26 protein-coding genes are annotated in these 26970 nt (G+C 72.3%); 9 read left to right on the top strand and 17 right to left on the bottom strand.

Annotation, left to right across the window (positions count from 1 at the left end; genetic code table 11):
- Positions 1-38 precede the first annotated feature (38 nt).
- From IAI59_RS07600 to IAI59_RS07630, 7 genes are all read left to right on the top strand, one after another.
- The gene (locus tag IAI59_RS07600; protein ID WP_207416812.1) at positions 39-524 is read left to right on the top strand and encodes a putative pterin-binding protein; all 486 of its coding nucleotides are present in this window, start codon (positions 39-41) and stop codon (positions 522-524) included.
- Between the two features lie 68 nt (positions 525-592).
- Entirely contained in the window at positions 593-2938 is a 2346-nt protein-coding gene (locus IAI59_RS07605; RefSeq protein WP_207416810.1) for a putative bifunctional diguanylate cyclase/phosphodiesterase, read from the top strand.
- Positions 2939-3039: 101 nt separating this feature from the next.
- Positions 3040-3336, top strand: a complete 297-nt coding sequence (locus IAI59_RS07610) for an AtpZ/AtpI family protein (RefSeq protein WP_207416809.1) — start codon at positions 3040-3042, stop codon at positions 3334-3336.
- Positions 3337-3370: 34 nt separating this feature from the next.
- A complete protein-coding gene (locus IAI59_RS07615) occupies positions 3371-4126 on the top strand; it encodes a F0F1 ATP synthase subunit A (RefSeq protein ID WP_207416808.1) in 756 nt (251 codons plus the stop codon).
- Between the two features lie 91 nt (positions 4127-4217).
- A complete protein-coding gene (locus IAI59_RS07620; protein WP_187786829.1) occupies positions 4218-4445 on the top strand; it encodes an ATP synthase subunit C family protein in 228 nt (75 codons plus the stop codon).
- Positions 4446-4513: 68 nt separating this feature from the next.
- Entirely contained in the window at positions 4514-5137 is a 624-nt protein-coding gene (locus IAI59_RS07625) for a F0F1 ATP synthase subunit B family protein (RefSeq protein ID WP_207416807.1), read from the top strand.
- 13 nt (positions 5138-5150) lie between these two features.
- The gene (locus tag IAI59_RS07630) at positions 5151-5657 is read left to right on the top strand and encodes a F0F1 ATP synthase subunit B family protein (RefSeq protein WP_207416806.1); all 507 of its coding nucleotides are present in this window, start codon (positions 5151-5153) and stop codon (positions 5655-5657) included.
- 73 nt (positions 5658-5730) lie between these two features.
- Here the strand turns inward: IAI59_RS07630 and IAI59_RS07635 are convergent, their stop codons facing one another.
- The 6 genes from IAI59_RS07635 to IAI59_RS07660 form a co-directional block, all read right to left on the bottom strand.
- Complete coding sequence (locus IAI59_RS07635) at positions 5731-6519, bottom strand: alpha/beta fold hydrolase (RefSeq protein WP_207416805.1); 789 nt, start codon at positions 6517-6519, stop codon at positions 5731-5733.
- 72 nt (positions 6520-6591) lie between these two features.
- Positions 6592-7212 (bottom strand): 2-dehydro-3-deoxy-6-phosphogalactonate aldolase, encoded by a 621-nt coding sequence (locus IAI59_RS07640; protein ID WP_207416803.1) that lies wholly within the window; start codon positions 7210-7212, stop codon positions 6592-6594.
- Positions 7209-8099: a 2-dehydro-3-deoxygalactonokinase gene (locus tag IAI59_RS07645; RefSeq protein WP_207416801.1), complete on the bottom strand. Its 891-nt coding sequence runs from the start codon at positions 8097-8099 to the stop codon at positions 7209-7211. Before IAI59_RS07645 ends, IAI59_RS07640 begins: the two co-directional genes overlap by 4 nt.
- Before the next feature lie 84 nt (positions 8100-8183).
- The gene (locus IAI59_RS07650; protein ID WP_207416799.1) at positions 8184-9893 is read right to left on the bottom strand and encodes a DUF4214 domain-containing protein; all 1710 of its coding nucleotides are present in this window, start codon (positions 9891-9893) and stop codon (positions 8184-8186) included.
- Positions 9894-10000: 107 nt separating this feature from the next.
- Entirely contained in the window at positions 10001-10876 is an 876-nt protein-coding gene (locus IAI59_RS07655) for an ABC transporter permease (RefSeq protein WP_207416798.1), read from the bottom strand.
- On the bottom strand, positions 10866-11684 hold the full coding sequence (locus IAI59_RS07660) for an ABC transporter ATP-binding protein (protein ID WP_207416797.1): 819 nt from the start codon (positions 11682-11684) through the stop codon (positions 10866-10868). Before IAI59_RS07660 ends, IAI59_RS07655 begins: the two co-directional genes overlap by 11 nt.
- A 191-nt stretch (positions 11685-11875) precedes the next feature.
- Between IAI59_RS07660 and IAI59_RS07665 the strand changes: the two genes are divergently transcribed.
- On the top strand, positions 11876-13345 hold the full coding sequence (locus IAI59_RS07665) for an NAD(P)H-hydrate dehydratase (protein WP_408887610.1): 1470 nt from the start codon (positions 11876-11878) through the stop codon (positions 13343-13345).
- 144 nt (positions 13346-13489) lie between these two features.
- Complete coding sequence (locus IAI59_RS07670) at positions 13490-14884, top strand: malonyl-CoA decarboxylase (RefSeq protein ID WP_207416796.1); 1395 nt, start codon at positions 13490-13492, stop codon at positions 14882-14884.
- 21 nt (positions 14885-14905) lie between these two features.
- Here IAI59_RS07670 and IAI59_RS07675 read toward each other — a convergent pair whose 3' ends face one another.
- The 11 genes from IAI59_RS07675 to IAI59_RS07725 all read right to left on the bottom strand — a co-directional run bounded on the left by IAI59_RS07675 (position 14906) and on the right by IAI59_RS07725 (position 26802).
- Positions 14906-15388: an RNA pyrophosphohydrolase gene (locus IAI59_RS07675; RefSeq protein WP_207416795.1), complete on the bottom strand. Its 483-nt coding sequence runs from the start codon at positions 15386-15388 to the stop codon at positions 14906-14908.
- A gap of 8 nt (positions 15389-15396) precedes the next feature.
- Complete coding sequence (locus IAI59_RS07680) at positions 15397-16401, bottom strand: divergent polysaccharide deacetylase family protein (RefSeq protein ID WP_207416794.1); 1005 nt, start codon at positions 16399-16401, stop codon at positions 15397-15399.
- 20 nt (positions 16402-16421) lie between these two features.
- Positions 16422-17804: a S41 family peptidase gene (locus IAI59_RS07685; protein ID WP_237180629.1), complete on the bottom strand. Its 1383-nt coding sequence runs from the start codon at positions 17802-17804 to the stop codon at positions 16422-16424.
- A gap of 121 nt (positions 17805-17925) precedes the next feature.
- A complete protein-coding gene (locus IAI59_RS07690) occupies positions 17926-19248 on the bottom strand; it encodes a murein hydrolase activator EnvC family protein (RefSeq protein ID WP_207416792.1) in 1323 nt (440 codons plus the stop codon).
- Positions 19248-20777 (bottom strand): 2,3-bisphosphoglycerate-independent phosphoglycerate mutase, encoded by a 1530-nt coding sequence (gene gpmI, locus IAI59_RS07695; RefSeq protein WP_207416790.1) that lies wholly within the window; start codon positions 20775-20777, stop codon positions 19248-19250. Before gpmI ends, IAI59_RS07690 begins: the two co-directional genes overlap by 1 nt.
- 157 nt (positions 20778-20934) lie before the next feature.
- Complete coding sequence (locus IAI59_RS07700; protein ID WP_207416788.1) at positions 20935-21957, bottom strand: ABC transporter substrate-binding protein; 1023 nt, start codon at positions 21955-21957, stop codon at positions 20935-20937.
- Positions 21958-22011: 54 nt separating this feature from the next.
- On the bottom strand, positions 22012-22800 hold the full coding sequence (locus IAI59_RS07705) for an EAL domain-containing protein (RefSeq protein ID WP_336512470.1): 789 nt from the start codon (positions 22798-22800) through the stop codon (positions 22012-22014).
- A gap of 113 nt (positions 22801-22913) precedes the next feature.
- Positions 22914-23276 carry a hypothetical protein gene (locus IAI59_RS07710; protein WP_207416785.1) on the bottom strand — a complete coding sequence of 121 codons (363 nt, stop codon included), beginning with the start codon at positions 23274-23276 and terminating at the stop codon, positions 22914-22916.
- A gap of 120 nt (positions 23277-23396) precedes the next feature.
- Positions 23397-24224: an ABC transporter permease gene (locus tag IAI59_RS07715; protein WP_207416783.1), complete on the bottom strand. Its 828-nt coding sequence runs from the start codon at positions 24222-24224 to the stop codon at positions 23397-23399.
- On the bottom strand, positions 24221-25153 hold the full coding sequence (locus IAI59_RS07720) for an ABC transporter permease (protein ID WP_207416781.1): 933 nt from the start codon (positions 25151-25153) through the stop codon (positions 24221-24223). Before IAI59_RS07720 ends, IAI59_RS07715 begins: the two co-directional genes overlap by 4 nt.
- Positions 25150-26802 (bottom strand): peptide ABC transporter substrate-binding protein, encoded by a 1653-nt coding sequence (locus IAI59_RS07725; RefSeq protein ID WP_207416779.1) that lies wholly within the window; start codon positions 26800-26802, stop codon positions 25150-25152. Before IAI59_RS07725 ends, IAI59_RS07720 begins: the two co-directional genes overlap by 4 nt.
- Positions 26803-26970: the final 168 nt, after the last annotated feature.

The following is a 26970-nucleotide window of genomic DNA, read 5'->3' on the forward strand; positions in this document are numbered from 1 at the left end:
CGGCCAGGATCGGCCTGTCAGCACCCGGGATGCCGTTCATGCGCCGCCGTTCGCTTGCCGCCCTCGCGGGCCTGCTTTCTGTCGCGTCATTGCACCCGGCGCGGGCGCAGGCCGCGCCGGTGGTGCTCACCGTGTCCGGCGGCGCCGCGCCCGCGCCGCGTGACTTCACGCTGGCCGAGTTCGAGGCGCTGGGTCTGCGGGAGATGTCCACCGCCACGCCCTGGACGCAGGGGCTGCAGAATTTTTCGGGCGTGCCGCTGGAGCAGCTGCTGCGGGCCATGGGCGGCGAGGGTGTGGCGCGCATCCGGGCCGAGGCGCTGAACCGCTATGCGGTGGAAGTGCCGGCCAGCGACGGCACGCGCCTGGGGGCGTTTCTGGCCACCCGGGTGGACGGCCAGCCGATGCGGGTGCGCGACCGCGGCCCGGTCTGGCTGATCTATCCCTGGACTGCCCGGCCCGAGCTGGACCGCCCCGAGCTGCATGAGCGGGCGATCTGGCAGCTGCGGCGCATCGAGCTGCTTTAGTCGCCATGGCAGGCCCCCCGCCGCCGGAACCGCGCGGCCCGATTCCCGGCGGTGGCTGGTGGAACGGCATGCGTCGGCATGGCTTCCAGATCAGCTTGGCCGTCGCCGCGCTGCTGTTCGTGGTGTCGCTCGGCGTGTCGCTGGTGCGGGTGTCGGAACAATATGCCGCGGAGGTGCGCATCCGCCGCAACGGCATCTGGATCACCACCCAGGCGCAGGTGGAGCTGGTGCGCATGTCCGCCATGGTGCAGCGCTTTTCGCTGCGGGTGCCGGGGGTGACGGCGGACGACCTGTCCCTGCAGTTCGAGATCCTGTTGAGCCGCATGCACCTGTTGTCGAGCGGCGAGGGGCCGGTGGAGTTCGGCGAGCTGCAGCGGCTGCGCAGGCGCGCTTCCGAGATCGAGGCCATGGTGGCGCCGCTGGAGCCGCTGGTGGACCAGCTGGCGGCAGGGGATCTGGCGGTCGCGGCCAGGCTGGTGGCCGCCCTGGATGCGCTGGAGCAGCTGGTGATGCGCGCCAATCTGCAGCTGCACCTGGAGCGGCAGGCGGATGCCGACCATGCGCAGGGCGGGCTGCGCAGCCTGCACTGGACCTTGCTGGCCTGCATGGCCGGGCTGATCGCCTCGGCCGGGCTGCTGATCCTGTTGCTCTTGTCGCGCTCACGGCAGGCGCGGCGGTCGCAGCGGCTGGCGGAGGCCGCGGCGCTGCGGCAAAGCGAGGCGGAGCGCACCCTGCGGGTGCTGATCGACAGCCTGCCCGCCATGGTCAGCGCCTATGACCGCCAGGGGCGCTATCTGTTCTTCAACGAAGCGCATGCGCGCTTCCACGGCCTGGGCGCGGAAGCCGAGGTGATCGGCCGCACGCCGTTCGAGCTGGGGCTGTCGCCGGATGCCGGGCTGCGCCGGGCGCTGCGCGGCAGCGCCGCGGAGCCCTTCACGGAATATGCCGCCCAGGATCCGGACGGCACGCCCCGCACGCTGCTGGCCACCGCGGCGCCGGTGGATGACGGCCACGGTGCCGCCGGGCGCGTGGTGCATGCCGCCTTCGACATCACCGGCCGTAAGGCGGCGGAAAACCAGGTGCGCCACATGGCGGAGCACGACAGCCTGACGGACCTGCCCAACCGCGTGCTGTTCGCGGCCCGGCTGGCACAGGCGCTGGCGGCGGCGCGGCAACTCGGCGGCCGCTGCGGCTTCGCGTTGCACCTGATCGACCTGGACCGCTTCAAGGCGATCAACGACAGCCTGGGCCACCATGGCGGCGACCGGCTGCTGCTGGCGGCGTCCGAGCGGATGCGCGCCTGCCTCCGGCGGGGCGACACGCTGGCCCGATTGGGCGGCGACGAATTCGCCGTGATCCAGCTGGGCATCACCGACGAGGCGCAGGTGACGCGGCTCGCGGCGCGGTTGGTGGCGGTGCTCGGGCGGCCCTTCGTGATCGACGGCTGCACGCTGCATTCGGGCGGCAGCATTGGCAGCGTGCTGGGCCCGCAGCAGGGGCAAAGCCCGGACGCGCTGCAGCAGCGGGCGGACATCGCCCTGTATCGCGCCAAGGCGGAGGGGCGGGGGCGCGCCGTGATGTTCTCGCCGGAGATGGAGGCGACGCTGGTGGAGCGCCGGGCGCTGGAAGCGGACCTGCGCGCCGCCCTGGCGGCGGAAGCCCTGACCCTGGTGTACCAGCCCAAATTCATGGTGGGCGAGGCGCGCTGGCCGAATGCCCGGCCCAGCGGCTGCGAGGCGCTTTTGCGCTGGCACCACCCCGGGCGCGGCATGGTGCCGCCCGGCCTGTTCGTGCCGGTGGCCGAGGAAGCCGGGCTGGCCGCCGAGTTGTCGCGCTTCGTGCTGCGGCAGGCCTGCGGGCAGATCGGGGCCTGGCTGCGGCAGGGGCTGGAGATGCCGGTGGCGGTCAACCTGTCGGCCCTGCACTTCGCGTCGGACCAGGCCGTGGCGCTGGTGGAGGAAGCGTTGCGGCACAGCGGCGTGCCGCCGCGGCTGCTGGAGGTCGAGGTGACGGAAGGGGTGTTCATCCGTAATGCCGCGGCCGCACGCGCCACGCTGACGGCGCTGCGCGCCCGCGGCGTGCGGGTGGCGCTGGACGACTTCGGCACCGGCTATTCCTCGCTCAGCTATCTGCAGCACCTGCCCTTTGACGTGGTCAAGGTGGACCGCGCCTTTGTGCGTGAGCTGCACCAGGATGCCGGCAGCGGCGCGCGCATCGTGGATGCCATTGTCCGCCTGGTGCATGGCCTGGGGGCGGAAGTGGTGGCCGAGGGAGTGGAGGAGCCGGCGCAGCTGGAGCTGCTGGCCCAGCTTGGCTGCGACGCGGTTCAGGGCTATCTGCTGGGCAGGCCAATGCCGCCGGACCAGCTGGAAGCGCTTTGCGCCCTGGCCCGGCCCCCTTCGGCGGCGGCATGACGGGGTTTCACGCGGGCGGCAGGGTCACGCGCACTTGACATGAATTTAACCCGCCCTTAGAGCCGCCCTGCCTGCCCGCGGGGGCTACCGCAGGAGCAAGGGTGAGCGAGCAGAACGACTTTGAACGGCGGTTGCGCCAGGCCCGCGAAAAGCAGGGGCTGGACAAGAAGCCGGATACGGCAGGCGGTGGCGGGCTTCCGTCCAGCGGCTGGCGGATCGGTCTGCGGGCGGGGACGGAGGTCGTCTCGGCCCTAATCGCGGGCGCCGGTCTGGGCTGGTTGCTCGACCGGTGGCTCGGCAGCTTTCCCTGGCTCTTCCTGGTGTTCTTCGTGGTGGGCGGCGCCGCCGGGGTGATGAACGTCTATAGGCTGTTCAACCCCCGCAACGGCGCCCGTTAGCCGTCCTGAGACCGAGACAGTTTGGAGAGCCGCCGTGGCCGCCGAAGGCAAGACGATCGACGCGCTGAGCCAGTTCGAGCTCCACCACGCCCTCGGCCCCATCGGGGCGGCGGTGAATTTCACCCAGTCCAACGCGCACATGTTGCTGGCCGCCGCCGCGATCGTCGGCCTGATGGCCTGGGGCATCGCGCCGCGCGCCGTGGTGCCGGGCCGGCTGCAGTCCATGGCCGAGATGTTCTACGAGTTCCTCGAGAACCTCGTGACCGGACAGGTGGGCCATGAGGGGAAGCGCTACTTCCCCTTCGTCTTCACGCTGTTCATGTTCGTGCTGTTCGGCAACGTGATCGGCCTGCTGCCCTACGCCTTCACCTATACCAGCCACATCGCCGTCACCTTCGCGCTGGCAGCTCTGGTGTTCGTGGTCACCACCGTCGTGGCCCTGGCGTTGCACGGCAAAAAGTTCTTCGGCTACTTCTTCCCGGAAGGCGCGCCGCTGTGGCTGGCGCCGATCATCGTGCCGGTCGAGGTGGTGTCCTACCTCTCGCGCCCGATCAGCCTTTCCGTGCGTCTGTTCGCCAACATGGTCGCCGGCCACGTGCTGCTGAAGGTCTTCGCCACCTTCGTGGTGCTGCTGGGCGGCCTGGGCGCCATCGGCCCCGTGGTGGCCGTGCTGCCGCTGGGCGTGAACGTTCTTCTGATCGGGTTCGAGCTGCTCGTGGCCTTTCTGCAGGCCTACGTCTTCGCCATCCTGACCAGCATCTACCTGCACGACGCGGTCCACCTGCACTGAGCGGGGTCAGTCCCCACAAGGGGGCCACGCCTTTACGGGCCCGCGCGCCGCGGACACCGACCATTCCGGTCTTTTGATAGGGATATCTCTGATGGAAATCGTTCTTGCCGCCAAGGCGATCGGCGCCGGCATCGCCGTGCTGGCCCTGTTCGGCGTCGGCCTCGCGCTCGGCAACATCTTCTCGACGCTGATCGCCTCGGTCGCCCGCAACCCGGCTTCGCGCGACGTCGTGTTCCCCATCGGCATCCTGGGCTTCGCCCTGACGGAAGCGGTCGCGCTGTTCGCCCTGCTGATCGCCTTCCTGATCCTGTTCACCTGATCAGACCGGGCGCGCGGCGGCAACGCCGCGCGCCCATTCAGGTACGAGATTCCACGAGGACGATGATGATGAAGCCGGTTGCCCTCGCGGGCCTGAAGACCACGCTGATCGCGTTCGGCGCCCAGGCGCAGCCGATCGCTGACGGCGCGCTGGAAGCCCGCTCCACCGCCGTGGCGGAAGCCTCGGGCGGCATGCCGCAGCTGGACTTCGGCAACCCGCTGATGCTGGCCCAGGTGGTCTGGCTGCTGATCATCTTCGGCGTCCTCTACTACGTGCTGGCGCATGTGGTCCTGCCGCGCTTCGAAGGCGTGCTGGAAAACCGCCGCGCCCGCATCCAGGGCGACCTGGAAGCCGCCCGCGCCGCCAAGGCCGAGGCCGACGCCGCGCTGGACGCGCACCGCAGCGCCACCGCCCGGTCCCGCACCGAGGCGCAGGCCGCCATCGCCGAGGCCCAGGCGAGTGCCAATGCCGAGGCCGCCGCGCGCGCCGCCGCGCTGAACGCCCGCCTGAACGACCAGATCACGGCCGCCGAGGCGCGCATCGCCGCGTCGCGCGACACCGCCATGGGCGCGCTGCGCGAAGTGGCCACCGACACCGCCGACGCGCTGGTGAAGCGCCTGACCGGGCTGAGCGAGCCGGCCGCGATCCAGGCCGCCGTGCAGCGCGAGCTGGCCGCCCAGGGCCGGGCATAAGGGGGAGGCCGCGATGCATCACTACGAACACTTCTACCTGAACCCGACCTTCTGGGTCGCCGTTTCCTGCGTCCTGTTCCTGGCCCTGCTGGGCCGGACCATCTGGCGCCGGCTGACCGAGGCGCTGGACGCCCGCGGCGCGCAGATCCGCAACGAGCTGAGCGAGGCGTCCCGCCTGCGTTCCGAGGCCGAGGCGATGCTGCGCCAGGCCGAGGCCGACCGCACCGCCGCCCAGGCCGAGGCGCAGCAGACCCTGGCCCGCGCCAAGGCTGAGGCCGAGCGCGTCGCCGCCGCCACGGCGGCCGAGGCGGAAGCCTCCGCCCAGCGCCGCGAGCGCATGGCGATGGACCGCATCAAGGCCGCCGAGGCCGGCGCCCTGGCCGAGGTGCGCAGCGCCGCCGCGGATATCGCCGCCACCGCCGCGCGCAGCGTGATCGCCGAGAAGCTGGATGCCGCGGCCGATGCCGCGCTGATCGACAAGGCCGTGATGGACCTGCCCAAGGCGCTGCGCGCCGCCTGACTGGTCGCATCCACGGGCACGACGCGGCGGGAGTCCCTCGGGGCTCCCGCTTTTTTGTGGTGCCGCGCCGGCGCTAGCCGATGCGGGCCAGATGCACGCGCAGCCCGTCCGTCACGGCGGCGGCGAATTCCAGCGTGGTGATGTGCCCGCCGCCGGGGATGCTGTGCAGCACCGCGCCGGGAATGGCGTCCCGCAGCGCCTGCACGGCGGCGGCGGGGGCGGCCGGGTCGTGCTCGCCCGCCAGGATGGTGCAGGGCGCGCGGATGCGGCCAGCGACATCCGCCGCCGTGGCGTCGCGCAGCGCACAGGCGGCGCCGGCATAGCCGTCGCGGTGGGTGGTCAGCAGCATGTGGCGCAGCCCGCGGGACGACGGCAGCGTGGTGTCGATCACCCAGCGTGGCATCACCGCCTCGACCAGCACCTCGGTGCCGGTGCGGCGCACGTCGTCGATGCGCACCTGCCATTGCGCGACGCTGGGAAATTCCAGAGCAGTGTTGAGCAGGAACAGCGACCGCACGCGTTCCGGACTATCGGCCGCGAGTTGCTGGGCGATGCGGCCGCCGATCGAGCTGCCACCCACATGCACGCTGGCGATGCCCAGGGCGTCCAGGATGGCGGCGGCGTCCCGCGCCAGCCCGGCCATGCTGTAGTCGCCGCCGGTGATGCCGCTGAGGCCGTGCCCGCGCATGTCAGGGCGGATCACGCGGAACTGCCCGGCCAGTTGCTGGGCCTGCGGCTCCCAGATGTGCAGGCTGGTGCCGATGGAATGCAGCAGCAGCAGCGGCGGCGCCCGCTCCGGCCCGTCCACCACGCAATGCATCAGCGTGCCGTCGATATCCAGAAACATCGGGTTCCACTTCATGGTTGGGCCCCCGGCCGGGCCGTGACTCGGTCCTAGCCTAAGCTTGGCGGCGATGCCATCGCGACGGCACCGCTAGCTCCAGGCGGCGCGCAGGGCCTTCGCGCGGTCGGCGACGGTGGCCGGCGTGTCGCCGGGCTTGAACAGGGCGGAGGCGATGCCGAAGCCCGCCGCGCCGGCGTCGCGCCAGGGCTGCATGTTGTGCGCGCCGATGCCGCCCACCGGCAGCACCGGCGTGCCCTTGGGCAGCACCGCCAGCAGTGCCTTGAGCACGGCGGGCGAGGCGGCCTCGGCCGGAAACAGCTTCAGCCCGTCGGCGCCGGCGGCCAGCAGCGCGAAGGCCTCGGTGGGCGTGAAGAAGCCGGGCACCGCCAGCAGGCCGAGGCGCTTGGCTTCGCGCGTCACCGCCGGGTCCGCATGCGGCGTGACGATCAGCCGTCCGCCGGCCTGCGCGATGCGCGATACATCGGCGGGGTCAATCACCGTGCCGGCGCCGACCAGCGCGCGGTCGCCGAAATGCGCGGCCAGGCGGCGGATGCTGTCCAGCGGCTCGGGGCTGTTGAGCGGCACTTCCAGCACCGGAATGCCATTGCCGACGATCGCCTCGCCCACGGCGATGGCTTCGTCCGGCCGCAGGCCGCGCAGAATGGCGACCAGCGGGCACTGGTCCAGCCAGGGGCGCAGGGCAAGGGTCACGCGGCGGCTCCCAGGCTGGCGGCGATGCGGAACAGGCCGGCGGCCGCGGCGTCTTCCGTAACCTCGGTGGTGCTGACGCCGAAATGCCGCAGGGCCCGGGCGTAGCGGCCCATTGCGGCACCGTCGCCCACCAGCACCACCTGCGTGGTGCCTTCGGGCAGCGTCGCCGCCACCTCGTGCCCCAGCAGCATGCCGGACAGATAGGAAGCGCTGGCGGCCTCGGTCAGCTCGCCGAACAGAAAGCGCGCGCGCTGGCCGAACAGGTGGTGCAGCAGCCCGCCCGGCTGGCGGGCACGGGCCAGCCCGTCCTCGAAGGCGGCCGCGTCTTCCGGCGCGCCGCGGTCCAGCGTGCGGGCCAGGATGGTGTTGCCGGACAGGGTTGCGAAGGCCTCGCCGGTGAACTGGGTGACGAAGCGCAGCACGGTGCCGTCCTCCACCGTCGCCCACTTGCTGTGGCTGCCGGGGCTGAGCACCAGGCTGCGCCCCGCCGGCAGCCGGTCCAGCAGGCCGAGGATCTTGGTTTCCTCGCCCCGCATCACTTCCGGCACGCCGTTCTCGTCGCGGCAGGACAAGCCCGGCACCAGCAGCACCCGGGCGGTGGGAAAGTCCACCGGGGTCAGGGCGCCGGCCAGCGCCCGGGCGTCGGCGGGGCAGGGGAGGTAGGCGGCTTCCTTCCAGCCCTGGCGGGAGCCGGCCATGCCGCACACCAGCACCAAGTCCTCGCCGGCGCGCAGCCAAGGGCCGATCATCTCGTCCAGCACGGTGGGAAAGGCGCCGGGCTCGACCGTGAGGATGCCGCGCGGGGCGGAAATACGGTCGGCGATGCTTCCATCGGCTTCTATCCGCCAGGCGCGGAAGCTGCTGGTGCCCCAGTCGATGCCAATCATGCCGCTCTCCCGGAGTGTGCCTTTGTCGGCCAGGGTGGCGGGGCGGGCCGCCGCGCGCAAGTCCGCGCGGCGGCCTGTCGGCGTCTAAGCGAAGACGATGCCGCCTTCGGTGAGCCCGGCGCTGAGCACCAGGAATTCGGTGCTGTGGCTGACGCCGCCGACCATCTCGCCGCGCGTCATGCCATGGGCCAGCTGGTCCAGCCAGAAGGCTTGGCCGGTGGCGTCGATGCCGCGGCCGAGGGCGTTCTGGTAGACGGCATTGACGAACTCGGCATCGCTGCCGCCCGGAAAGCGGTTGGTGAACTCCGCGCTGTTGGCGAACTGGTTGGCGATCGCCGCATCCGGCACGCCGTGGTTCGCCTGCTCGTTCCAGAAGCGCAAGCCGTCCATGTCCGGCGCGCGGCCGAGCACCGCCTTGTACAGGCGCGCCAGATCGGCGATCTGGTCGTCCGCGTCCCACAGGCCCTTCGCCAGCAGCGGTGCGGTGCGGGCATGGTTCTCGGCGCTTTCGCTGAACCCGGCGAGCAGCCCGGCCCGGCTCATGCCGGCGGCAAGCTGGCCTTGCCAGAAGGCCTGCCCGCTGGCTTCCCCTTCGCGCCCCAGCGCCTGGCGGTAGGCGGTGGCGACAAAGCCGGCATCGTCCTGCCAGCCGAAGCGGGCCTGGAACTCTGCGCTGCCCAGAAAGCCCTCGGCCAGCCGTACCAGGGGCGCGCCATCCAGCAGCTGGGTGGTCCAGGATTCCCGCCCCACCGCGTCTGGCTGCCGGCCAAGGGCGGCCTGGTACATGCGGACCACCTGGGCCACTGGGTCGGCATCGTCGAACACCAGCCGGCCATCGCCGAAGGCGAGCACTTCGATGCCGTTGAACACCTGATGCTCGCCGGGGGTGTAGAGCGTGCCGGAAACCGTCCGGGTGATGCTGCCGTCGTTGTATTCGCTGCCGAGGCTGACGCCGCTGAGGCTGGTTTGCGCGCGGAACAAGCCGGTCGCCAGCACGTCCGTTCCGGCGCCGCCGGAGATGCGGTTGAGGCCGGTGCCGCCGAACAGCATGTCGTCGCCGGCGCCGCCGTTCAGCACGTCGTCGCCGCCATAGCCGAAGATGATGTCGCGCAAGGCGGTGCCGGTGATGCTTTGGCTGCTGTTGTTGCCATCGTGGCGGATGCCGCCGCGCGCCGCGTCCCAGTTCCATTGCACGGAAAAGTTCTGCTCGTCCGACTGGGTGCCATACAGGTACTGGATGGCCTCGATGTCAGCGGCGCGCAGGGAGGCGGGGGTGGCAAAGCCGTAGCGGGGATAAGCCATCACGGTGTTATCGAAGTTGTTCAGCCCGTCCGTCAGCACGGGGTAGCTGTCGAAGGGATGCTTCAGGCCAAGCGCGTGGCCGATCTCGTGCAGCAGCACCAGATAGCCGTAGCTGCCGGGCTCCAGGTTGTCCTGGGCATACAGCGACAGGCTCAGGCTGATGTCGCCGACCTTGGGGTAATAGGCGGACCCCGCCGTGCCGTCGGCCATCTGGGACAGCTGAAAGCGGATGTCGATGCCGGCGCCGGCCTTGGTATCGGGCACCTCGATGAAGCGGATGCCGGACACCGCGGCCCAGCTGTCCAGCGCCTGGCGCGCCGCGTGCTGCTGCCCGGCGCTGAAGCTGGACCAGGCAATGCCGGCCGCCGTGGGGTTCGGCCCGCCGGCTGCGCCTGCGAAGCTGAAGGTCACCAGCGACGGCTGGTGGCTGCCGCTGTTCCAGGTAGCGTATTCACTGTAGATCAGCGTCCGGGCGATCGGGGACAGGGCCAAGGCGGGATATCCATGTAAGCGGCCCACGCCACCTTGGCGCTGCCACCATGATCATAGCCGGCGCCGCGCCGCCATCGCCACGAATTCGTCCGGTCCGGCGCGGCCTCTCAACCCCCGGTCATGGGGGACACGTTCTGCTCGGCCTGCCCGCGCATCGCCCAGCCGGTGGTGCGCTCCTCGATCACCACGGCCAGGGCATACATCAGCACGCCCATCACGCCCGTGATGATCAGCCCCGCGAAGACCAGCGGCACGTCGAAGCGCGAGGAAGCCAGGATCATCAGGTGGCCAATGCCTTTGTTGGCCGCCACCGTCTCGGCCATGATGGAACCCACAAAAGCCACCGTGATGGCGATCTTAAGCGACGCAAAGAAATACGGCATCGCCCGCGGCAGGCCCACCTTGCGGATGATGTCGCTGGGCCGGGCGCCGAGCGCCCGCAAAACGTCCCTCAGCTCCGGCTCCACCGTCGCGATGCCGGTGGCGACATTGACCACGATGGGAAAGAAGCTGATCAGAAAAGCGGTGATCACGGCAGGCACCGTGCCGATGCCGAACCAGATCACCAGGATCGGCACCACCGCCACCTTGGGCACCGAGTTGAAGCCGATCAGCAGCGGGTAAAGCCCGTGGTACAGCAGCGTGGAGGAGCCGATCGCCACGCCCAGCGCCAGCCCGAAGACAATGGCCAGCGCGAAGCCGATCAGCGTGGTCATCAGTGTCTGCCAGGCGTTGTCGACCAGCGGCCACCACCACTTCACCATGCTGTCGGCGATGGCCGAGGGTGCCGGCAGCACGAAGGCCGGCACCTGCATGGCCCGTACCGCGACTTCCCACACCAGAAAGGCGCCCAGGATGATCAGCCAGGGCAGCAGCTTCTGCAGCCGGCGGCGGCGGCGGGCGGCGAGGACCAGCGCCTCCACCCGGCGGGCATTGGCCTCGCCGCGTTTCGGGGCGGCGGCGGGGGGCATGTCACGCGGCATCGGGGATGTCCTCGCCCTTGCGGGCCAGGCTGATCTGGTCGCGCAGCTCGTGCACCAGGGCCTGGAATTCGGCGGTATAGGTGGCTTCCAGCCGGCGCGGGCGCTCAAAGGGAACGCGGCGCTCCGCCAGAATGCGGCCGGGACGGGACGACATGACCAGCACCCGGTCAGCCAGAAACACCGCTTCCTTGAGGTCGTGCGTCACCAGGATGACAGTTGGCTTCAGTGTCAGGCAGACCTGCTGCAGCTGCTCCCACAGGTCCTCCCGCGTGAAGATGTCCAGCGCCCCGAAGGGCTCGTCGAGCATCAGCAGCTGCGGGTCGTGGATCAGCGCCCGGCACAGGCTGGCACGCTGCTGCATGCCGCCCGAAAGCTGATAGGCGAAGCGCTTCTCGAAGCCGGCCAGCCCGACCATGGCCAGCAGCGCGCGCGCCTTGGCTTCGTATTCGGCGCGGTGGGCACGCAGGCGGCGGCGGTGCGGTTCCACCACCTCCAGCGGCAGCATCACGTTGTCCAGAATGGTGCGCCACGGCAGCAGGGTCGGGTTCTGAAAGGCCATGCCGGCGATCGACAGCGGCTTGTCCACCTCGTGCCCCGCGACGATCACGCTGCCGGCGCTGCTGGGCCACAGCCCCGTCACCAGCCGCATCAGCGTAGACTTGCCGCAGCCGGAAGGGCCGACCACGGCGACGAATTCGCCACGGCCCACGGCCATCGTCGTGTCCTGCAACGCCAGCGTCCCATCCGTGCCGCCGTAGCGCATCGAGACGCTGTCGATCTCGACGAATGGCCGCTCCATCGCCGTCATGCCCCACCCTCTCCAACCGGTGCCGGACACTGCGTCGGGCGGCGGGGCGGATGCAAGCGCCAAGCCGGCGGGAAACGGGCCGGTTGCGCCAGATGAACCTGCGTCCTGCCCAGATCCTGGGCAGCCCGCCCGCACCGCTGGCACAGGGCCGGCGGCTGACGCCCGCGCGGGGCTGGGCTACCCTGCCGCCCATGCCGATAGCCCCTCCGCCACCGCTGCCCCTGCTGACCCCGCTTGAGATGGCCGCCGTCGATCGCGCCGCGCCCGCGCATGGCGCCGGGGGCTTCGCACTGATGCAGGCGGCGGGGGCGGCGGTGGCACGCGCCATCCGCGCCCGCTTCCGCCCGGCGCGCACGCTGGTGCTGGCCGGACCGGGCAACAACGGTGGCGATGGCTACGTGGTGGCGCGGCTGTTGGAAGCGGCGGGGTGGGACGTGGCGGTGGCCGCCCTGGCGCCGCCGCGCCCCGATGGTGATGCCGCGCGGGCCGCAGCAGCTTGGCATGGCCCGATGCGGCCCTGCACCGCCGAAAGCGTGGCCCGCGCGGGCCTGGTGGTGGACGCGCTGTTCGGCGCCGGCCTGTCGGGCGAGCTGCCGGCCGAAGCGGTGGCGCTGCTGCGCGCGGCGCGGGCGCCGCTGGTGGCGGTGGACGTGCCATCGGGCATCGACGGCGCGACGGGCGCGGTGCTCGGCCACGCGGCGCCGGCGGCGCTGACGGTCACTTTCGGGCGCCTCAAGCCCGGCCACCTGCTGCTGCCGGCGCGCGACCTGTGCGGCGAGCTGGTGCTGGCCGATATCGGCCTGCCGCCCGCGGCGCTGGCGGCGGTTTCGCCGCGCGCCTTCCGCAACGCGCCCGGCCTGTGGCGGCTGCCGCCGCGCGGGGCGGAGCAGAACAAGTTCAGCCACGGCCATGTCACGGTGCCGGGCGGCGCCCGCATGCCCGGCGCCGCGCGGCTCGCCGCCCGCGCCGCGCGCCGCGCCGGGGCCGGGCTGGTGACCTTGGCCGGCGAGACGGCCGACACCGCCACCCTGTTCCGCCTGGAAGAGCCCGGCCTGATGGTGGCGGGCCCCGACCCGGCGGCGCTGCTGGAAGACCCGCGCCGCAACAGCTGGGTGATCGGCCCGGGCCTGCCGCCGGAGCACGCCACGCTGCTGCTGCTGCGGCAGGTGGTGGAGGCCGGCCGCGCGGTGGTGGCCGATGGCGGCGCGCTGACCGCCGCCGCCGGGCAGCCGCACCTGCTGGCCGGCGCCAGCATCCTGACCCCGCATGCCGGCGAATTCGCCAAGGTATTCGGCGCGCCCGGCCGCGACCGGCTGGCGGCGGCGCGCCTGGCCGCGGCGGCCACCGGCGCGGTGGTGGTGCTCAAGGGGTCGGACAGCATCATCGCGGCGCCGGACGGGCGGGTGGCGATCAACGGCGATGCCCCCGCGGCCCTGGCCACGGCGGGCAGCGGCGACGTGCTGGCCGGCACCGCCGGTGCCCTCCTGGCACAGCACATGCCGCCCTTCGAGGCCGCCTGCGCCGCCTGCTGGCTGCATGCCCGTGCCGGCGCCCTGGCGCTGCGACGGCAGGGGGCAGCGCAGGGCTCCGGCGTGCCGCTGCTGGCCGAGGACGTGCTGCAGGACCTCGGCGCCGCCTGGATCGCGGCGGAAGCCGGCTGAGCCGGTTGCCGCTGCGGAACGTCGCCGCTCACCCTAAACTAATAGCGGTGTGGGATGTTCCTGCGGCAGGGTTATGATCACCGGATGTTACCCGGTGTTTCGGTCCGGCCATCGGGGGCCGGAGGTTTGCAGGGGAGACGTTCCATGTCCGATGTCGCGGTGGTACCGGAAAGCGGCTTGCTGGATTGGGCGCTGAAACGCGTCACCCTGCTGTGGCGGGACATGGCCTCCACCGTCACCGGCCCCGCCGCCGATGCCAGCTGGGAAGGCCGCATGCGCGCCTGCCTGGAAGCGCGCGGCGGCGAGATCTCGGCCCGCAACCGCGCCGCCGGCTTGGCGCAGTCCTACCTGACGGCGCCGGAAACCGAGCGGCTGGCGTTCTTCCAGGCGTTGGCAGGCTTCGACTCGGACGTCGCCGCCGTGGAAGCCGCGATGGCCAAGGTCACCGCCGCCACTGACACGGCCGAACGCGGCGCCGCCAAGGCCGCGCTGCGTGCCGCGCTGGAGCCGCCGCGCACCCGGCTGCTGACGCAGTTCACCACCATCCCGGACGGCATGAAGTTCCTGGTGGACCTGCGCGGCGACCTGCTGCGCCTGATGGGCAAGGATCCGATGATGCGGGCGCTGGAAGGCGACCTGCGCGGGCTGCTCGCCTCCTGGTTCGACCTCGGCTTCCTGGAGCTGCGGCGCATCGACTGGACCTCGCCGGCGGCGCTGCTGGAAAAGCTCGTCGGCTACGAAGCGGTGCACAAGATCCGCACCTGGCGCGACCTCAAGAACCGCCTGGATTCCGACCGCCGCTGCTACGCCTTCTTCCACCCCCGCATGCCGGAGGAGCCGCTGATCTTCGTGGAGGTGGCGCTGGTGCAGGGTCTGTCCGGCTCCGTGCAGAAGCTGCTGGACGAAAAGGCGCCGGTGCTGGACCCGCGCACGGCGGATACCGCCATCTTCTATTCCATCAACAACTGCCAGCGCGGGCTGGACGGCATCTCCTTCGGCAACTCGCTGATCAAGCGTGTTGTCACGCTGCTGTCCGAGGAACTGCGCGGGCTCAAGACGTTTTCCACCCTGTCCCCCATGCCGACCTTCCGCCGCTGGCTGGACGAGCAGAAGGACCAGCCGGACCTGCTGACCGAGGAAGAAGGCAAGACCCTGGCCGAGGCGGCCGGCGTCGCATCCGGCGCCGAGGCGGTGGCGCTGCTGCTGGCCGCCCGCCGCCCGCTGTCGCTGCCCTGGATCAGCAAGGCCGAACCGGTGCTGACCCGTCTCGCCGCCCGCTACCTGGTGGTCGAGACCGGGCGCGGCGGCCGCCGGGCGCGGGACCCTGTGGGGCATTTCCACCTGTCCAACGGCGCGCGGGTGGAGCGGGTGAACTGGCGGGGCGACACCTCGGAGAAGGGGCTCAAGGAAAGCCTCGGCTTCATGGTCAACTACCTCTACGACCCGGCGAAGATCGAGGACTATCACGAGGCCTATGTGGGCGAGGGCAGCCGGGCCGCCACCACCGCCATCCGCAAGTTGGGGCGCGGCGGGCGGTAGCGCCCGCGGCGTCCCGCGCGTTCAGCCCGCCCTGGCGAATTCCGCGAAGGCCACCGCCAGGCGCTCGTAGATCGCCCGGCGGAAGGGCACCGCCATCCCGGGCAGATCGGCCAGATCCGCCCAGCGCCAGGCGTCGAACTCCGGGTGCGGGTCCAGGTCCAGGCGGATGTCGCTGTCCTGTCCCGTGAAGCGCAGGGCGAACCATTTCTGCTCCTGGCCCCGGAAGCGGCCGCCCAGAGACCGGCCGAGCAGTTCCGGCGGCAGGTCGTAGCGCAGCCAGTCTCCCAGCTCGCCGATGATCTCGGCACGCATGGTCCCGATCTCCTCGGCCAGTTCGCGCATCACGGCGATGCGCGGCTCCTCCCCCTCGTCCAGCCCGCCCTGCGGCAGCTGCCAGGCGGCGGCGGCCCCGGCCGGCTGGTCGGCGCGGCGGGCGACCAGCACTTGGCCATGGCGGTTGAACAGGGCGGCGCCGACATTGCGGCGGTAGGGAAGATCGGACATGGCGAGGCTTATGGTTCCTGGGATCGGGACGGACGGCGGATCAAGGCGGTGACGGGGGCGAGGGCGATGCCGCGGGCATCCAGCCCGGCGGCCCAGGCGGCGACGCGCTCCACCAGCAGCGGCGGCGCGCCGGGCAACAGGCCGAGCGCGGAGCCGCGCTCGCGCGCCAGCCGCTCCAGCCGCTCCAGCTGGCGGTCGATCTCGCCCCGCGTGGGCGCGGGTTCCAGCACCAGGTCGACGCTGCGGCCCCAGACCTGCTCCGGTGCCGCGCCGCCGGGGCGCGGCTCCACCCGAAGCAGGCCGCGCCGGGCCAAGAGCATGTCGGCCTCGCCGCCGCCCAGCGCGCCCACATAGCCGGCAAAGCGGCCGAGCACCGGCAGGAGCCGCGTGCTGCCCGGCGCCGGCAGCAGCAACAGGGTTTCGTTGCCGCGGGCCCGGGCGGCGGCCAGCAACGCGGGGCCGGGTTCGTCCAGGGCCAGGGCAATGGCGGGGGGCAGGCGGTGCAGCGCCGGCTCGGTGACGCCGGGCAGCACCAAGCCGACACGTGGCCGGGTGTCGGCGCGGTTGAAGGCCCGGGCATAAACCCGGCGCGGCAGCGTGCCGTCGGCGCCGATGCGCGGCAGCAGGCCGTCCGGCGTGCTGTCCAGCAGGGCAGGGTCGGGCGGGGCGATGGGATGACCGGTGTCCGCCAGGCGGTCGGGCTCGGCCAGCGGCGGCGGCTCGGGCGCATCCGGCAAGGCGGCGGGGGGGCGGGGTGCCGGAGTGGTGGCGGCGGTCCGGGTGGCGCCGGCGGGCGGGGCGGCGGGCACGGGCACCGACGCGGCGGCGGGGGCCGTGGCGGTGGGGGCCGCCGTGGAGGCTTCGGGGGCCGGTATCAGGGTGCGCGGCGCCATGGCGGGCGGCGCGCCCAGCCAGGCCAGCACGCCCGCCGCCGCCAGGCCGCTTCCCAGCACCACGGCCCAGAACACCCGCAGGGCGCGCCATGCGCCGTGGCCCGGTTCGCCCGGCGCCATGGGTCGCGCTTTCGCCGCCCTTACCGGGCGGCGCGGCGCTGCGGCTCGGCCACCGCCCAGGCGCGCAGGAAGCCGGCGGCCTGCTGCAGCTGGAAGTCGGTTTCCGGCTTGGCGGGGTCAAAGGCCGCGGCCCCCTCGGGCGGCAGGCGCTGCACCTTGTCGGCCAGCCCCGCCGGCAGCTCCAGCGGCGGCAGCGGCGGCGGCGGGTGCGCGTCGTTGTCGTTGCGCAGCGCGCGGCGCAGCTCGGCCTCGCGGTCGCGCAGCGGCGCGTTGCCTTCCTCGCGCGTTGCCAGCACCTCGATGTCCGGCGTGATGCCGAGGCCCTGGATGGAGCGGCCAGACGGCGTGTAGTAGCGCGCCGTGGTCAGCCGGATGGCGCCGTTGCCGGGGATCGGCATGACGGTCTGCACGCTGCCCTTGCCAAAGGACTTGGCGCCCATCACCACCGCGCGGCGGTGGTCCTGCAAGGCACCGGCGACGATCTCGCTGGCCGAGGCCGAGCCGCCATTGACCAGCACCACCACGTGCAGATTGTCCGTGATGTCACCGGGCTTGGCGTTCCAGCGCTGCGCATCCTCCGGCCGGCGGGCGCGGGTGGACACGATCTCGCCCTGGTTCAGGAAGTCGTCCGACACCTGGATCGCCTGGTCCAGCAGCCCGCCCGGGTTGTTGCGCAGGTCGAGGATGATGCCCTTCAGGTTGCCCCCCGCCTGGCGGCGCAGCGTGGTCACGGCATTGCGCAGCGCGTTGTCCGTCTGGTCGTTGAAGGAGGACAGGCGCACATAGCCGATGTCGGTGCCTTCCATGCGGAAGCGGGCCACCTGCGGGCGGATCACCTCGCGCACCAGGGTCAGCTCGATAGGGCTTTCCGTGCCGGGGCGGCGGATGGTCACCTTGAGGCTGCTGCCTCGCTCGCCGCGCATCTGGTCCACCGCTTCCTGCAGAGTCAGGCCCTGCACGGAACTGCCGTTCAGATGGGTGATCAGGTCGCCCGGCTTGACGCCCGCGCGGGCGGCGGGCGTGTCGTCGATGGGCGAGATGACCTTGACGTAGCCGCCTTCCTGGCTGACCTCGATGCCCAGGCCGCCGAACTCGCCGCGCGTCTGCACCTGCATGTCGCGGAAGGAGCGGGCGTTCATGTAGCTGCTGTGCGGGTCCAGCCCCTGCAGCATGCCGTTGATCGCAGATTCGATGGCGTCACGGTCGTTGATCGGCTCGACATACTCGGCCTTGACCCGCTCGAACACCGTGGCGAACAGGTCCAGCAGGCGGTAGCTCTCGGCCCGCCCGCCGGCTTCCTGCGCAAAGGCGGAAACGATCGGCGGGGCGACCAGCGGCCCCAGCGCGGTGCCGGCGGCAAAGGCCGCCGCGACCACGCCCACCATGCGCAAACCAGGCTTCATGCTACGACCCTTCATACGGTCCGCGATCCCATTCAAGGCCGACCTTCCGGCCAGCTTACAGCCATCCGCACGCGCCAGCCGCGCGGTTTTACATTCCGAGACGCAAAAAGCGCGCTCAGCCTCAGCCGCGCGACCGGAACCACCCCTTGGGGTCCACCGGCTGGCCGTCCCGCCGCAGCTCCACGTAAAGCGATGCCCGGCCCCCACCATCGCCCGAATCGCCGCCGCCGAGAACCCCTACCGGCTCGCCGGCCAGCAGGCGGGTGCCCGCCTCGGCGTCCAGACGCTCCAGCCCGGCCAGCACGAAGTGGTAGCCACCCCCGCAATCGACGATCAGCAACAGGCCGTAGGAGCGGAAGGGCCCAGAAAACACCGCCCGCCCGCCGCAGGGGCTGACCACGCGGGCGCCGGGCGGCGCGGCATAGGTCAGGCCACGCGCCGGGCCGCCCGCGGCGCTGTCGCCGAAGTCGCGGGTCAGGCGCCCGGCGACCGGCACGGCGCGCCCGCCCCGCGCGGGGGCCGCGGCCGGCGGGCGGGCGGCGGCCTCGCGCCGGGCGGCCTCGCGGGTTTCGAGCGCCTCGCGCTCGCGCGCCAGGGCGGCGCGGCTTTCGGCATCGCGCGCGGCGCGCTGGCGGGCGGCAAGCGCCGCCTCCTGCGCCCGCGCGGCGCGCGCGGCGGCGGCCTGCTCGCGGGCCGCCTTGGCGCGCTCCTCGGCCTCGGCGCGCGTCTGCTCCTGTTCCAGCCGTTCCAGCATGCCGCGGATGTCGGCGGCCCGGGCGGCGGCCTGCGCGGCCTGGCGCCCGGCGGTGGTGGCCTCGGCCTGGGCGGCGGTGCGGTGGGTGCGCGCGGCGGCCAGCGCGGCTTCCACCTCGGCCGCGGCGGCGCGGGCTTCGTCGCGTGCCTGGGCCAGGGCGACGCCTTCCTGCTCCGCCTTGCCGCTGGCGGCCACGGCCGCCTGCTGCGCCGCGCGCAGCGCCGCCGCCTGCTCCGCCGCCTGGCGCGCGATGCCGCGCAGCACCAGCGTGCCGCGCAGCGCGGTTTCCGGGTCCGCCGGCACGGCCAGCAGGGTTTCCGCCGGCCACATGCCCAGGCGGCGCATCAGCGGCAGCAGGGGGGCCAGGGCGGCGGCCTGCTTGTCCAGCTCGGCCAGCGCGGCGTCGCGCTCGGCCGCCGCCGCCCGGGCGCGGCCGCCGGCGGCATCCAGCGCGGCATCGGCGGCCACGGCGCGGCGGCCGGCGGCGGCGCGCTGCTCGGCCAGCGTGGTTTCGGCGGCCTGGGCGGCGCGGGCGGCGGCCTGCGCGGCCTCGGCGGCGGCGGCGGCCTCGCGCGCGTCGCGCTCGGCGTCGCGCAGGCTGCGCTGGCTGGGCGCGGGCTGCGCCAGCAGAACGGCGGGAGCGGAGGCGAGCGCGGCGGCCAGCCAGAGCGCGGCCGCGCGCGCGCGCATTACCCGGCGGCCCCGATCAGGCTCCGGCCGGTCATCAGCGCCGGCTGCGGCAGGCCCAGCAGGGCCAGCAGCGTGGGGGCCACGTCGGCCAAGCGGCCCTCATGCAGCGTGGCGCCGGCGGCGCCGCCGACCAGCACCACCGGCACCGGGTTGGTGGTGTGGGCGGTGTGCGGGCCGCCCGTCACCGGGTCGCGCATCATCTCCGCATTGCCGTGGTCGGCGGTGACCAGCAGGGCGCCCCCGGCGGCGCGAATGGCGGCGACGACGCGGGCCAGCGCGGTGTCGGCGGCCTCGCAGGCCTGAATGGCGGCCGCCAAGCTGCCGGTGTGGCCCACCATGTCGGCATTGGCGAAGTTCAGGATGATCAGGTCGTAGCGCCCCGACCCGATGGCCTCCACCGCCTTGCCGGCGAGTTCCGGCGCCGACATCTCCGGCTGCAGGTCGTAGGTCGCGACCTTGGGGGAGGGGACCATGACGCGGTCCTCGCCCGGAAAGGGCGTTTCCTCGCCGCCGTTGAAGAAATAGGTGACGTGCGGGTACTTCTCGGTTTCGGCCATGCGCAGCTGGGTGCGGCCGGCGGCGGACACCACGCCGCCCAGCAGGTCGTGCATGGATTGCGGCGGAAACAGCGTGGCCTGCAGCGCGTCCAGCGCCACGGAATACTGCGTCATGCCGGCGGCGCCGACCAGCTTCGGCACCGGCGGGCGGGTGAAGCCCGCGAAGGCGGGGTCCAGCAGCGCGGTCATGATCTCGCGCACGCGGTCGGCGCGGAAGTTGAAGCACAGCACCGCATCGCCGTCGCGCATGCCGGCATAGCCGCCGATCACGGCGGCGGGGATGAACTCATCCGTCTTGCCGGCGGCATGGGCGGCCGAGATCGCCGCGGCGGCCGAGGCGGCGGGCGCGCCCTCGCCACGCGCGATGGCGGCCCAGGCCTGGCTCACCCGTTCCCAGCGGTTGTCGCGGTCCATCGCGAAGTAGCGGCCGCACAGCGTGGCGATGCGGGCGCCGGGGGCGAGCTGCGGCTCGAAGCGGGCAAGGAACTCCGTGCTGCCCAGCGGCGCGGTGTCCCGGCCGTCGGTCCAGGCATGGATGGCGACGGGGATGCCGGCCTCGGCGAAGATGTTGGCCAGGGCCAGCCCGTGATCCTGATGGCTGTGCACGCCGCCGGGGGACAGCAGGCCCATCAGCTGCAGGGTGCCGCCGCTGGCGCGCAGCTTGGCCATCAGGTCCTGGACCTCCGGCAGCCGGGCCAGCGAGCCGTCGGCGATGGCGCGGCCGATGCGCGGCAGGTCCTGCATCACCACCCGCCCGGCGCCGAGGTTGAGGTGGCCGACCTCGGAATTGCCCATCTGCCCGTCCGGCAGGCCGACATCGGGGCCGCAGGTGTGCAGAAAGGCGCGCGGCCCGGCGGCCCAGAGCGCGTCGAAGCAGGGGGTCCGGGCTTGGCGCACGGCGTTGTCCGCCTCGTCCTCCCGCCAGCCCCAGCCATCGAGGATGACCAGCATCACGGGCTTGGGCTGCGGCATGGGCGGGGCTCTCCGGCGGTGGTGGGCGAAACTTGCCCCGGATTAGACCCTGGGGGGCGGGTTTGCCAGGGGTGGGCGCGGGGACACAAGGCGGGGGCATCCGGACCTGACCGGGCCGCGAGGCGGTGCCCGGGGGAATGCCTGCCCCCGACCGTTGCTACGCCGGCAGGCGCAGCGCCTCTTCCGGCGGCAGGTAACGCGGGTCGTAGAGATCCTCCGCCCGCAGCGGGGCCGCGATGTTGAAGACGTCGCGCAGCGTGTCGATCGAGGCCTGGACACGCGGCATCGCCAAGTTGCCCATGCCGCCCTGCATCACCTCCGGCGTGCGGATGAACCCGAAATTGGCCAGCATGCGGGCCTTCTCGATATCGGCCGGTGCCGTCGGGTCGCGCTTGACCAGGGCGGCGATGGCAGCGTCCGGCGCGCGCCAGGCTTCGGCATGGCCGCGGGCGATGGCGCGGATCATGCCGGTCACCACCCTGGGGTTGGCCTCGGCATAGGAGCGGCGCACCAGCAGCGCGGTGGACAGCAGCGGCACGCCGGCATCGGCATAGCGCATGGACAGGATGTCGCCTTCCGCCACGCCCAGCGAGCGCAGGCTGAAGGCGCCGCTGATCTCGAAGCCGCTGATGGCATCCGCCTCGCGGCGCAGCAGCATCGGCTCGCGCAGCTGCGGCGTGACGCTGACCCAGGTGACGCTGGCGGGGTCCAGCCCCACGGCCTTGGCGAAGGCGGGGAAGAGCTGGCGGCCGGAATCGGTTTCGGGCGCCGCGATGCGCTTGCCGGCCAGGTCCTGCGGCTTGCCGATGCCGCGCCCCTTCAGCGCCATGACCGCCAGCGGGCTGCCCTGCTGGATCACCAGCGGCGCGATCACGTCCGTCTCTGGCGAGGCGAGGCGCATGCGGATGGTGGGCGACAGGTCGGCGATGCCGAAGGGATAGGCGCCGCTGGCCACCTTCACCGGCGTGTCGCCCGAGCCGAAGCCGCGATCGATGGACAGGTCGAGCCCTTCCTCGCGGAAGTAGCCCCGGTCCAGCGCCAGCAGATAAGGCGCCTGGGGACCCTGGAAGGCCCAGTCGAGGCAGAACTTCACCGGGGTCAGGGACTGGGCGCGCGCCAGGGCGGGCAGGGCAAGGGCGGCGGAGGCGCCGAGCAGAAGGGTGCGGCGGGTGGGCGTCATGGGTGGCGGAGGCTCCGGAACTGCGTGCCGCCGGGCCCGGCCGGCGCTCCGCCCTCAGGCGTCGGCGCGCAGGCGCGGCAGCTGCTCGAAGCCCGGCTTGGCGAGGTAATAGCCCTGGAACAACGAAACGCCCAGGTCGCGCAGCGTGTCGTATTCAGCCGGCGTTTCCACTCCCTCGGCCACCAGCGCCACGCCCAGGTCGCGGCACATGGCGATCACGTGGCGCATGATGATGGCCTTCTTGGCGTCATGGTCCAGGCCGCGGATCAGGTCCATGTCCACCTTGACCACGTCCGGCTGGAACTTGGCCAGGAGGTTCAGGCCGGAATGGCCGGCGCCGAAGTCGTCGATCGCGGTGCGGAACCCCATCTCGCGGTAGCTGTGCAGGATGTGCAGCAGGTGGGCCGGGTCGCGCATCACCTCCTGCTCGGTCACCTCGAACATCAGCGAACGGGCGGGAAAGGCGCTGCGCTCGGCCGCCGCCAGCGTGGCGCGGATGCAGGCGCGCGGCTCGTACACGGCATTGGGCAAGAAGTTGATGGACAGCAGCGCGCCGGTGGCCGGCAGGCCGAGACGCGAGGCCAGCTCGATGGCCGTGACGCGGCAGCGCTGGTCAAAGGCATAGCGGTTGCCGTCCTGCACCTGCGACAGCACGCTGCCCGCCCCTTCGCCGCCCTTGCCGCGCACCAGCGCCTCATAGGCGAAGACGCCGGCCACGCCGTCATCGCCGCTGGTGAAGATGGGCTGGAAGGCCATGGAGATCGGCATGGAAAAGCCCTGGCCATCCCGGCAGCCTTCACAGCGCGCGGGGGCAGGGTCGGCAACCGGTGCATCACGGGTCATGCGGAATGTCCAAGCACATCCGCGGCGACCATGCGCCAGGAAATGTCAAATTTCCTGAAATTTTCCGCAAATATCGCTCTGGCCGTCAAAGGCTGTGGCAGCCGGGGTGGCGGTCAGTCCTCGTGTCCCTCGGTCAGGCGCATCGCCTTCCAGGTGGCCCAGATGCCGAGCGACAGCATCAGCACCAGGATCACCGAGTAGAAGACCCGGCCGGTCTTGGCGATGTCGGCGATCACGAAGTCGAGGTTGATCATCAGCAGCGACAGCATCAGCCCGCTGTACAGCGCCCAGGCCGCGACCAGCACGGCGGGACCGGTGGCGCGGGCGCGCCAGGCCGCCCAGAACAGCACGGCGGCAACGGCCAGGTCATCCAGCGCGAGCGGAATGAAATGCGGGTCGCCCCAGCGCCGGGCAATCTCGCCGCTGGCGACCAGAAAGCCGATCATCACGGCCAGGATCTGCAGCAGGACCTTCACGCGGGCTGTCTCCTGGCCATGCGGGTGCGCCGAATCGGAAGCGCGGCCATTGATGGTATCACGGTGCCGCCGCCTTCATCATCCCCGCTTTGCACCGGCCGATCCAGCCATCAGCCCCGCTCACTCCCCCGCGCGGGACACGCCGTCGGCCAGCAATCCGCAGGCGGCGACGGCCAGCAGGATGGCCAGGCCGGGCCACAGCGCCGCCAAGGGTGCCGCGAAGACCGCCTCCTGCGCATTGGCCAGCATGTTGCCCCAGGACGGTGCCGGCGGCTGGATGCCGAGGCCCAGGAAGCTCAGCACGCTTTCCGCCAGAATGGCGCCGGCGACGGCCAGGGCGGTGGCGACCGCCACGGGGGCCGCGATGCCGGGCAGCACGTGGCGGCGCAGCAGACGTGCCTCGGAAACGCCCAGGGCGCGCGCGGCCCGCACATAGTCTGTGGCCAGCACGGACAGCGTGGCGGCGCGCGCCAGCCGCGCCACGCCCACCCAGCCGAACAGCACCAGGATGACCGTGATGCGCAGCATGTCCGTCCAGGCCTCGCCGCGTGGCAGGCCGAGACGGGCGGGGTCGATGGCCGCCAGCAGCACCAGCAGCGGCAGGGCGGGCAGCGCCAGCAGCCCGTCGGCTAGGCGCATCAGCACGGCATCCACCCAGCCGCCACGCCAGGCGGCCAGCACCCCCAGCGCGGTGCCAAGCAGGCTCGCCGCCAGCGCCGCCGAAAGGCCGACGGCCAGCGAGACGCGGGCGCCGTAGAACAGCCGCAGCAGGATGTCCCGCCCCAACTCGTCGGCGCCCAGCGGATGCGCGGCGGAGGCGGGCTCGTAGCGGGCGAAGAGATCGGGCGCGAAGGGATCGGCGCCCAGCCAGTGTTGCAGCAGCGGTGCCCCCAGCGCGGCCAGCGCCAGCAGCGCCAGGATGCCGAGGCCGAGGCGGGCGCGCGTCACGCCGCTTCCAGCCGCGGGTCGAGCCAGCGTTGGGCGACATCGGCCGCCAGCGTCGCCAGCATGGTGACCAGCGCCACCAGCAGCAGCGCCAGCAGGGCGAGGTTGTAGTCGTTGCCCATGACGGAGTCATACAGCAGCTTGCCCATGCCAGGGCGGGCGAAGACCGTTTCCGTCACCAGCGCGCCGGACACAAGGCCGCCGACATCCAGCGCCAGCAGGGTCAGCAGCGGCACGCCGGCATTGGGCAGGGCGTGGCGCCACAGCACCCGGGCTTCCGTGGCCCCGCGTGCCCGCGCGCTGCGCGCCCAGGGCTGGCGCAGCGCCTCGGTGAGCGCCGCCGCCGCATGCCGCGCATAGGCGGCGAGCTGGCCGAAGGCGATGGTGGCGACCGGCAGCACCAGAAAGGACAGCGCGGACTGCCCCGCCCCCGGCAGCCCGCCCGCCGGCAGCCAGCCCAGCCAGACGGCGAAGAAGATGACCAGCAGGATGCCCAGCCAGAAGGATGGCGTCGCCTGCGCCAGCAGCGCCAGCCCGTCGACAAAGCCCGCGAGGCGCGGCCGCGCCGCCGCCAGCGCCCCCAGCGCCACGCCCAGCACGGCGGCGATGGCCACGGCGGCGCCGACCAGCGCCAGGGTGGAGCGCAGCGCCGGCCACAGCACGGCGATGGCGGGCTGCGCGAAGAGCCGGGAATAGCCGAACTCGCCGCGCGCGAGGCCGCCAAGCCAGGCGAGGTATCGTTGCAGCAACGGCTGGTCCAGCCCGTGCAGGGCGCGCAGCCGGGCCACGTCCTCGGCCGTCAGCTTCGGATCGGACATCAGGGCCAGGGAGGCGGGGTCGCCCGGCATCAGCCCGATCGCCAGCCAGGCGGCGAGCGAGAGCAGCAGCAGGGTGAGCGCGATCTGCGGCAACCGCGCCAGCACCAATCTCACGGCGAAACCTTCCACTCCGACACCCAAAGCGAGGAGTAGTTCTGGTGCCCGGTGGGCCGCACGCCTTGCAGCCAGCGCGGCCAGACATGCGCCTCGGACCGGTGCCACAGCGGCAGGGCCGGCAGCTCAGTGGCGATCACCTTCTGCAATTCGGACCACAGGGGGCGGCGCTTGGTGGGGTCCAGTTCCAACGGCAGGGCCTCGATCAGCCGGTCGGCCTCGGGGTTGAAAAAGCCGGGGTAGTTCTGGCCGGACCAGTTGCGCGCGGCGGTCGGGATCTCGTCGCTGAAGAACAGCGTGCGCGGCACGTTTTCCGGGCTGCTGACCCAGGCGAACATCGCCATGCCCGCGAAGCGCCGCTTGCTCACCGTTTCGCCGAAGAACACGCGGGCCGGCTCGTTGCGGATGCGCGCCTCGGCCCCCACCGCGCGCCACTGGCCGGCCAGCACCTGCTGCACCTGCTCGCGCGCCCGGTTGCCGGCGGTGGTCATCAGGTCGAAGGACAGCGTCTCGCCTGCGGCATTGCGGCGGATGCCGCCGGGGCCGGGCATCCAGCCGGCTTCCTCCAGCAGCGCGCGGGCCCGCGCGGGGTCGTAGTTCCAGGCGGGGACACCGGGGTCGAACATCGGGTCCTCCGGGTGCACGTTGCCCAGCGCCACCGGCTGCCGCCCGTCATACAGCCGCGCCACGATCTGCGCCCGGTCGGCCGCCAGCAGCAGCGCCTGCCGCACCCGGCGATCCTTCAGGATCGGGTTGTCCAGGTTGATGTCGATGTGCTCGTAGGTCAGGCCGGGGCGGTAGTTGAACCGAAAGCGGTCTCCCGTGCGCTTTTCCAGCGCCACCACCTGCTCCAGCGGCAGGCCCAGCTCGCCCGCCACCATGTCCACCTGCCCGGCCAGCAGTTGCGCTTCCATGGCCGCCGTGTTCTCCACCGTGCGGACCTGGATGCGGTTGAAAGCGGGCGCCGGTCCCGCCCAATGCGCGTTGCGCTCCAGCGTCACCCCCGCGCCCGGCTGCACGGCGCCGATGCGGTAGGGGCCGTTCCACAGCGCGGGGTCGGTGGTCGCCGTCTCGTAGCGGCTGCGGGTGCGATAGCCGGCCTTGTCCGCTTCCCAGATCGGCCGCTCGATCCGCGCCGGCAGCGGCTGGAACTGGCCGAGCCCGGCATAGTCGAAGGTCACCTTGTCGAAGCGGATCGTGAAGCGCCGCGCGTCCTCGATGATGAACTCATAGGCGGAGCGGTAGAATTCGGCGGGGCCGAAGCCGGTTTCGAAGGCCCGCCCGGCTTCCCAGGCGAAGCGCAGGTCCTCGGTGCTGACCGGCGTGCCGTCGCCCCACGTCTCGCCCTCCCGCAGCGTCCAGGTGATGCGGATGCCGGGCTTGCCGTCCGGCGTCGTTTCCCGCACCGCCTGGCCGTTCTCCAGGCTGGGCAACGCCGTGCAGGACAGGCAGGCGAGCTTCCAGTCCTCGCCATAGGCGGTGACGGGCCGCAGCACGAAGCCGCCGATATAGGCCTTGGCGGCCATGCTCTCGATGTTTGGGTGGAAGTTGCCCGGATACTGCGTGATGCCGATCGTCAGGCTGTCCCGCGCCGGCTGGGCCAGGGCAGGGGTGGCGAGGAGCAGCAGGGCGGCGAGGGCTTTGCGCATGACCGCGATGATGCCGCCTGGGGCTGGGTGGGAGAAGGCCGGGGGAAAGAATTCCCCCGGACCCCCATCCTCTTTTTATCTGTCTTGCTGGTGCGCCGGGCTGAAGCGTTCCGCTTCCATGGCCATCACCGGAAAACAGACAGAAAAAAGATGGGGGGGTCCGGGGGG

It is taken from the genome of Roseomonas haemaphysalidis (genome assembly GCF_017355405.1).
GTDB lineage: Bacteria > Pseudomonadota > Alphaproteobacteria > Acetobacterales > Acetobacteraceae > Pseudoroseomonas > Pseudoroseomonas haemaphysalidis.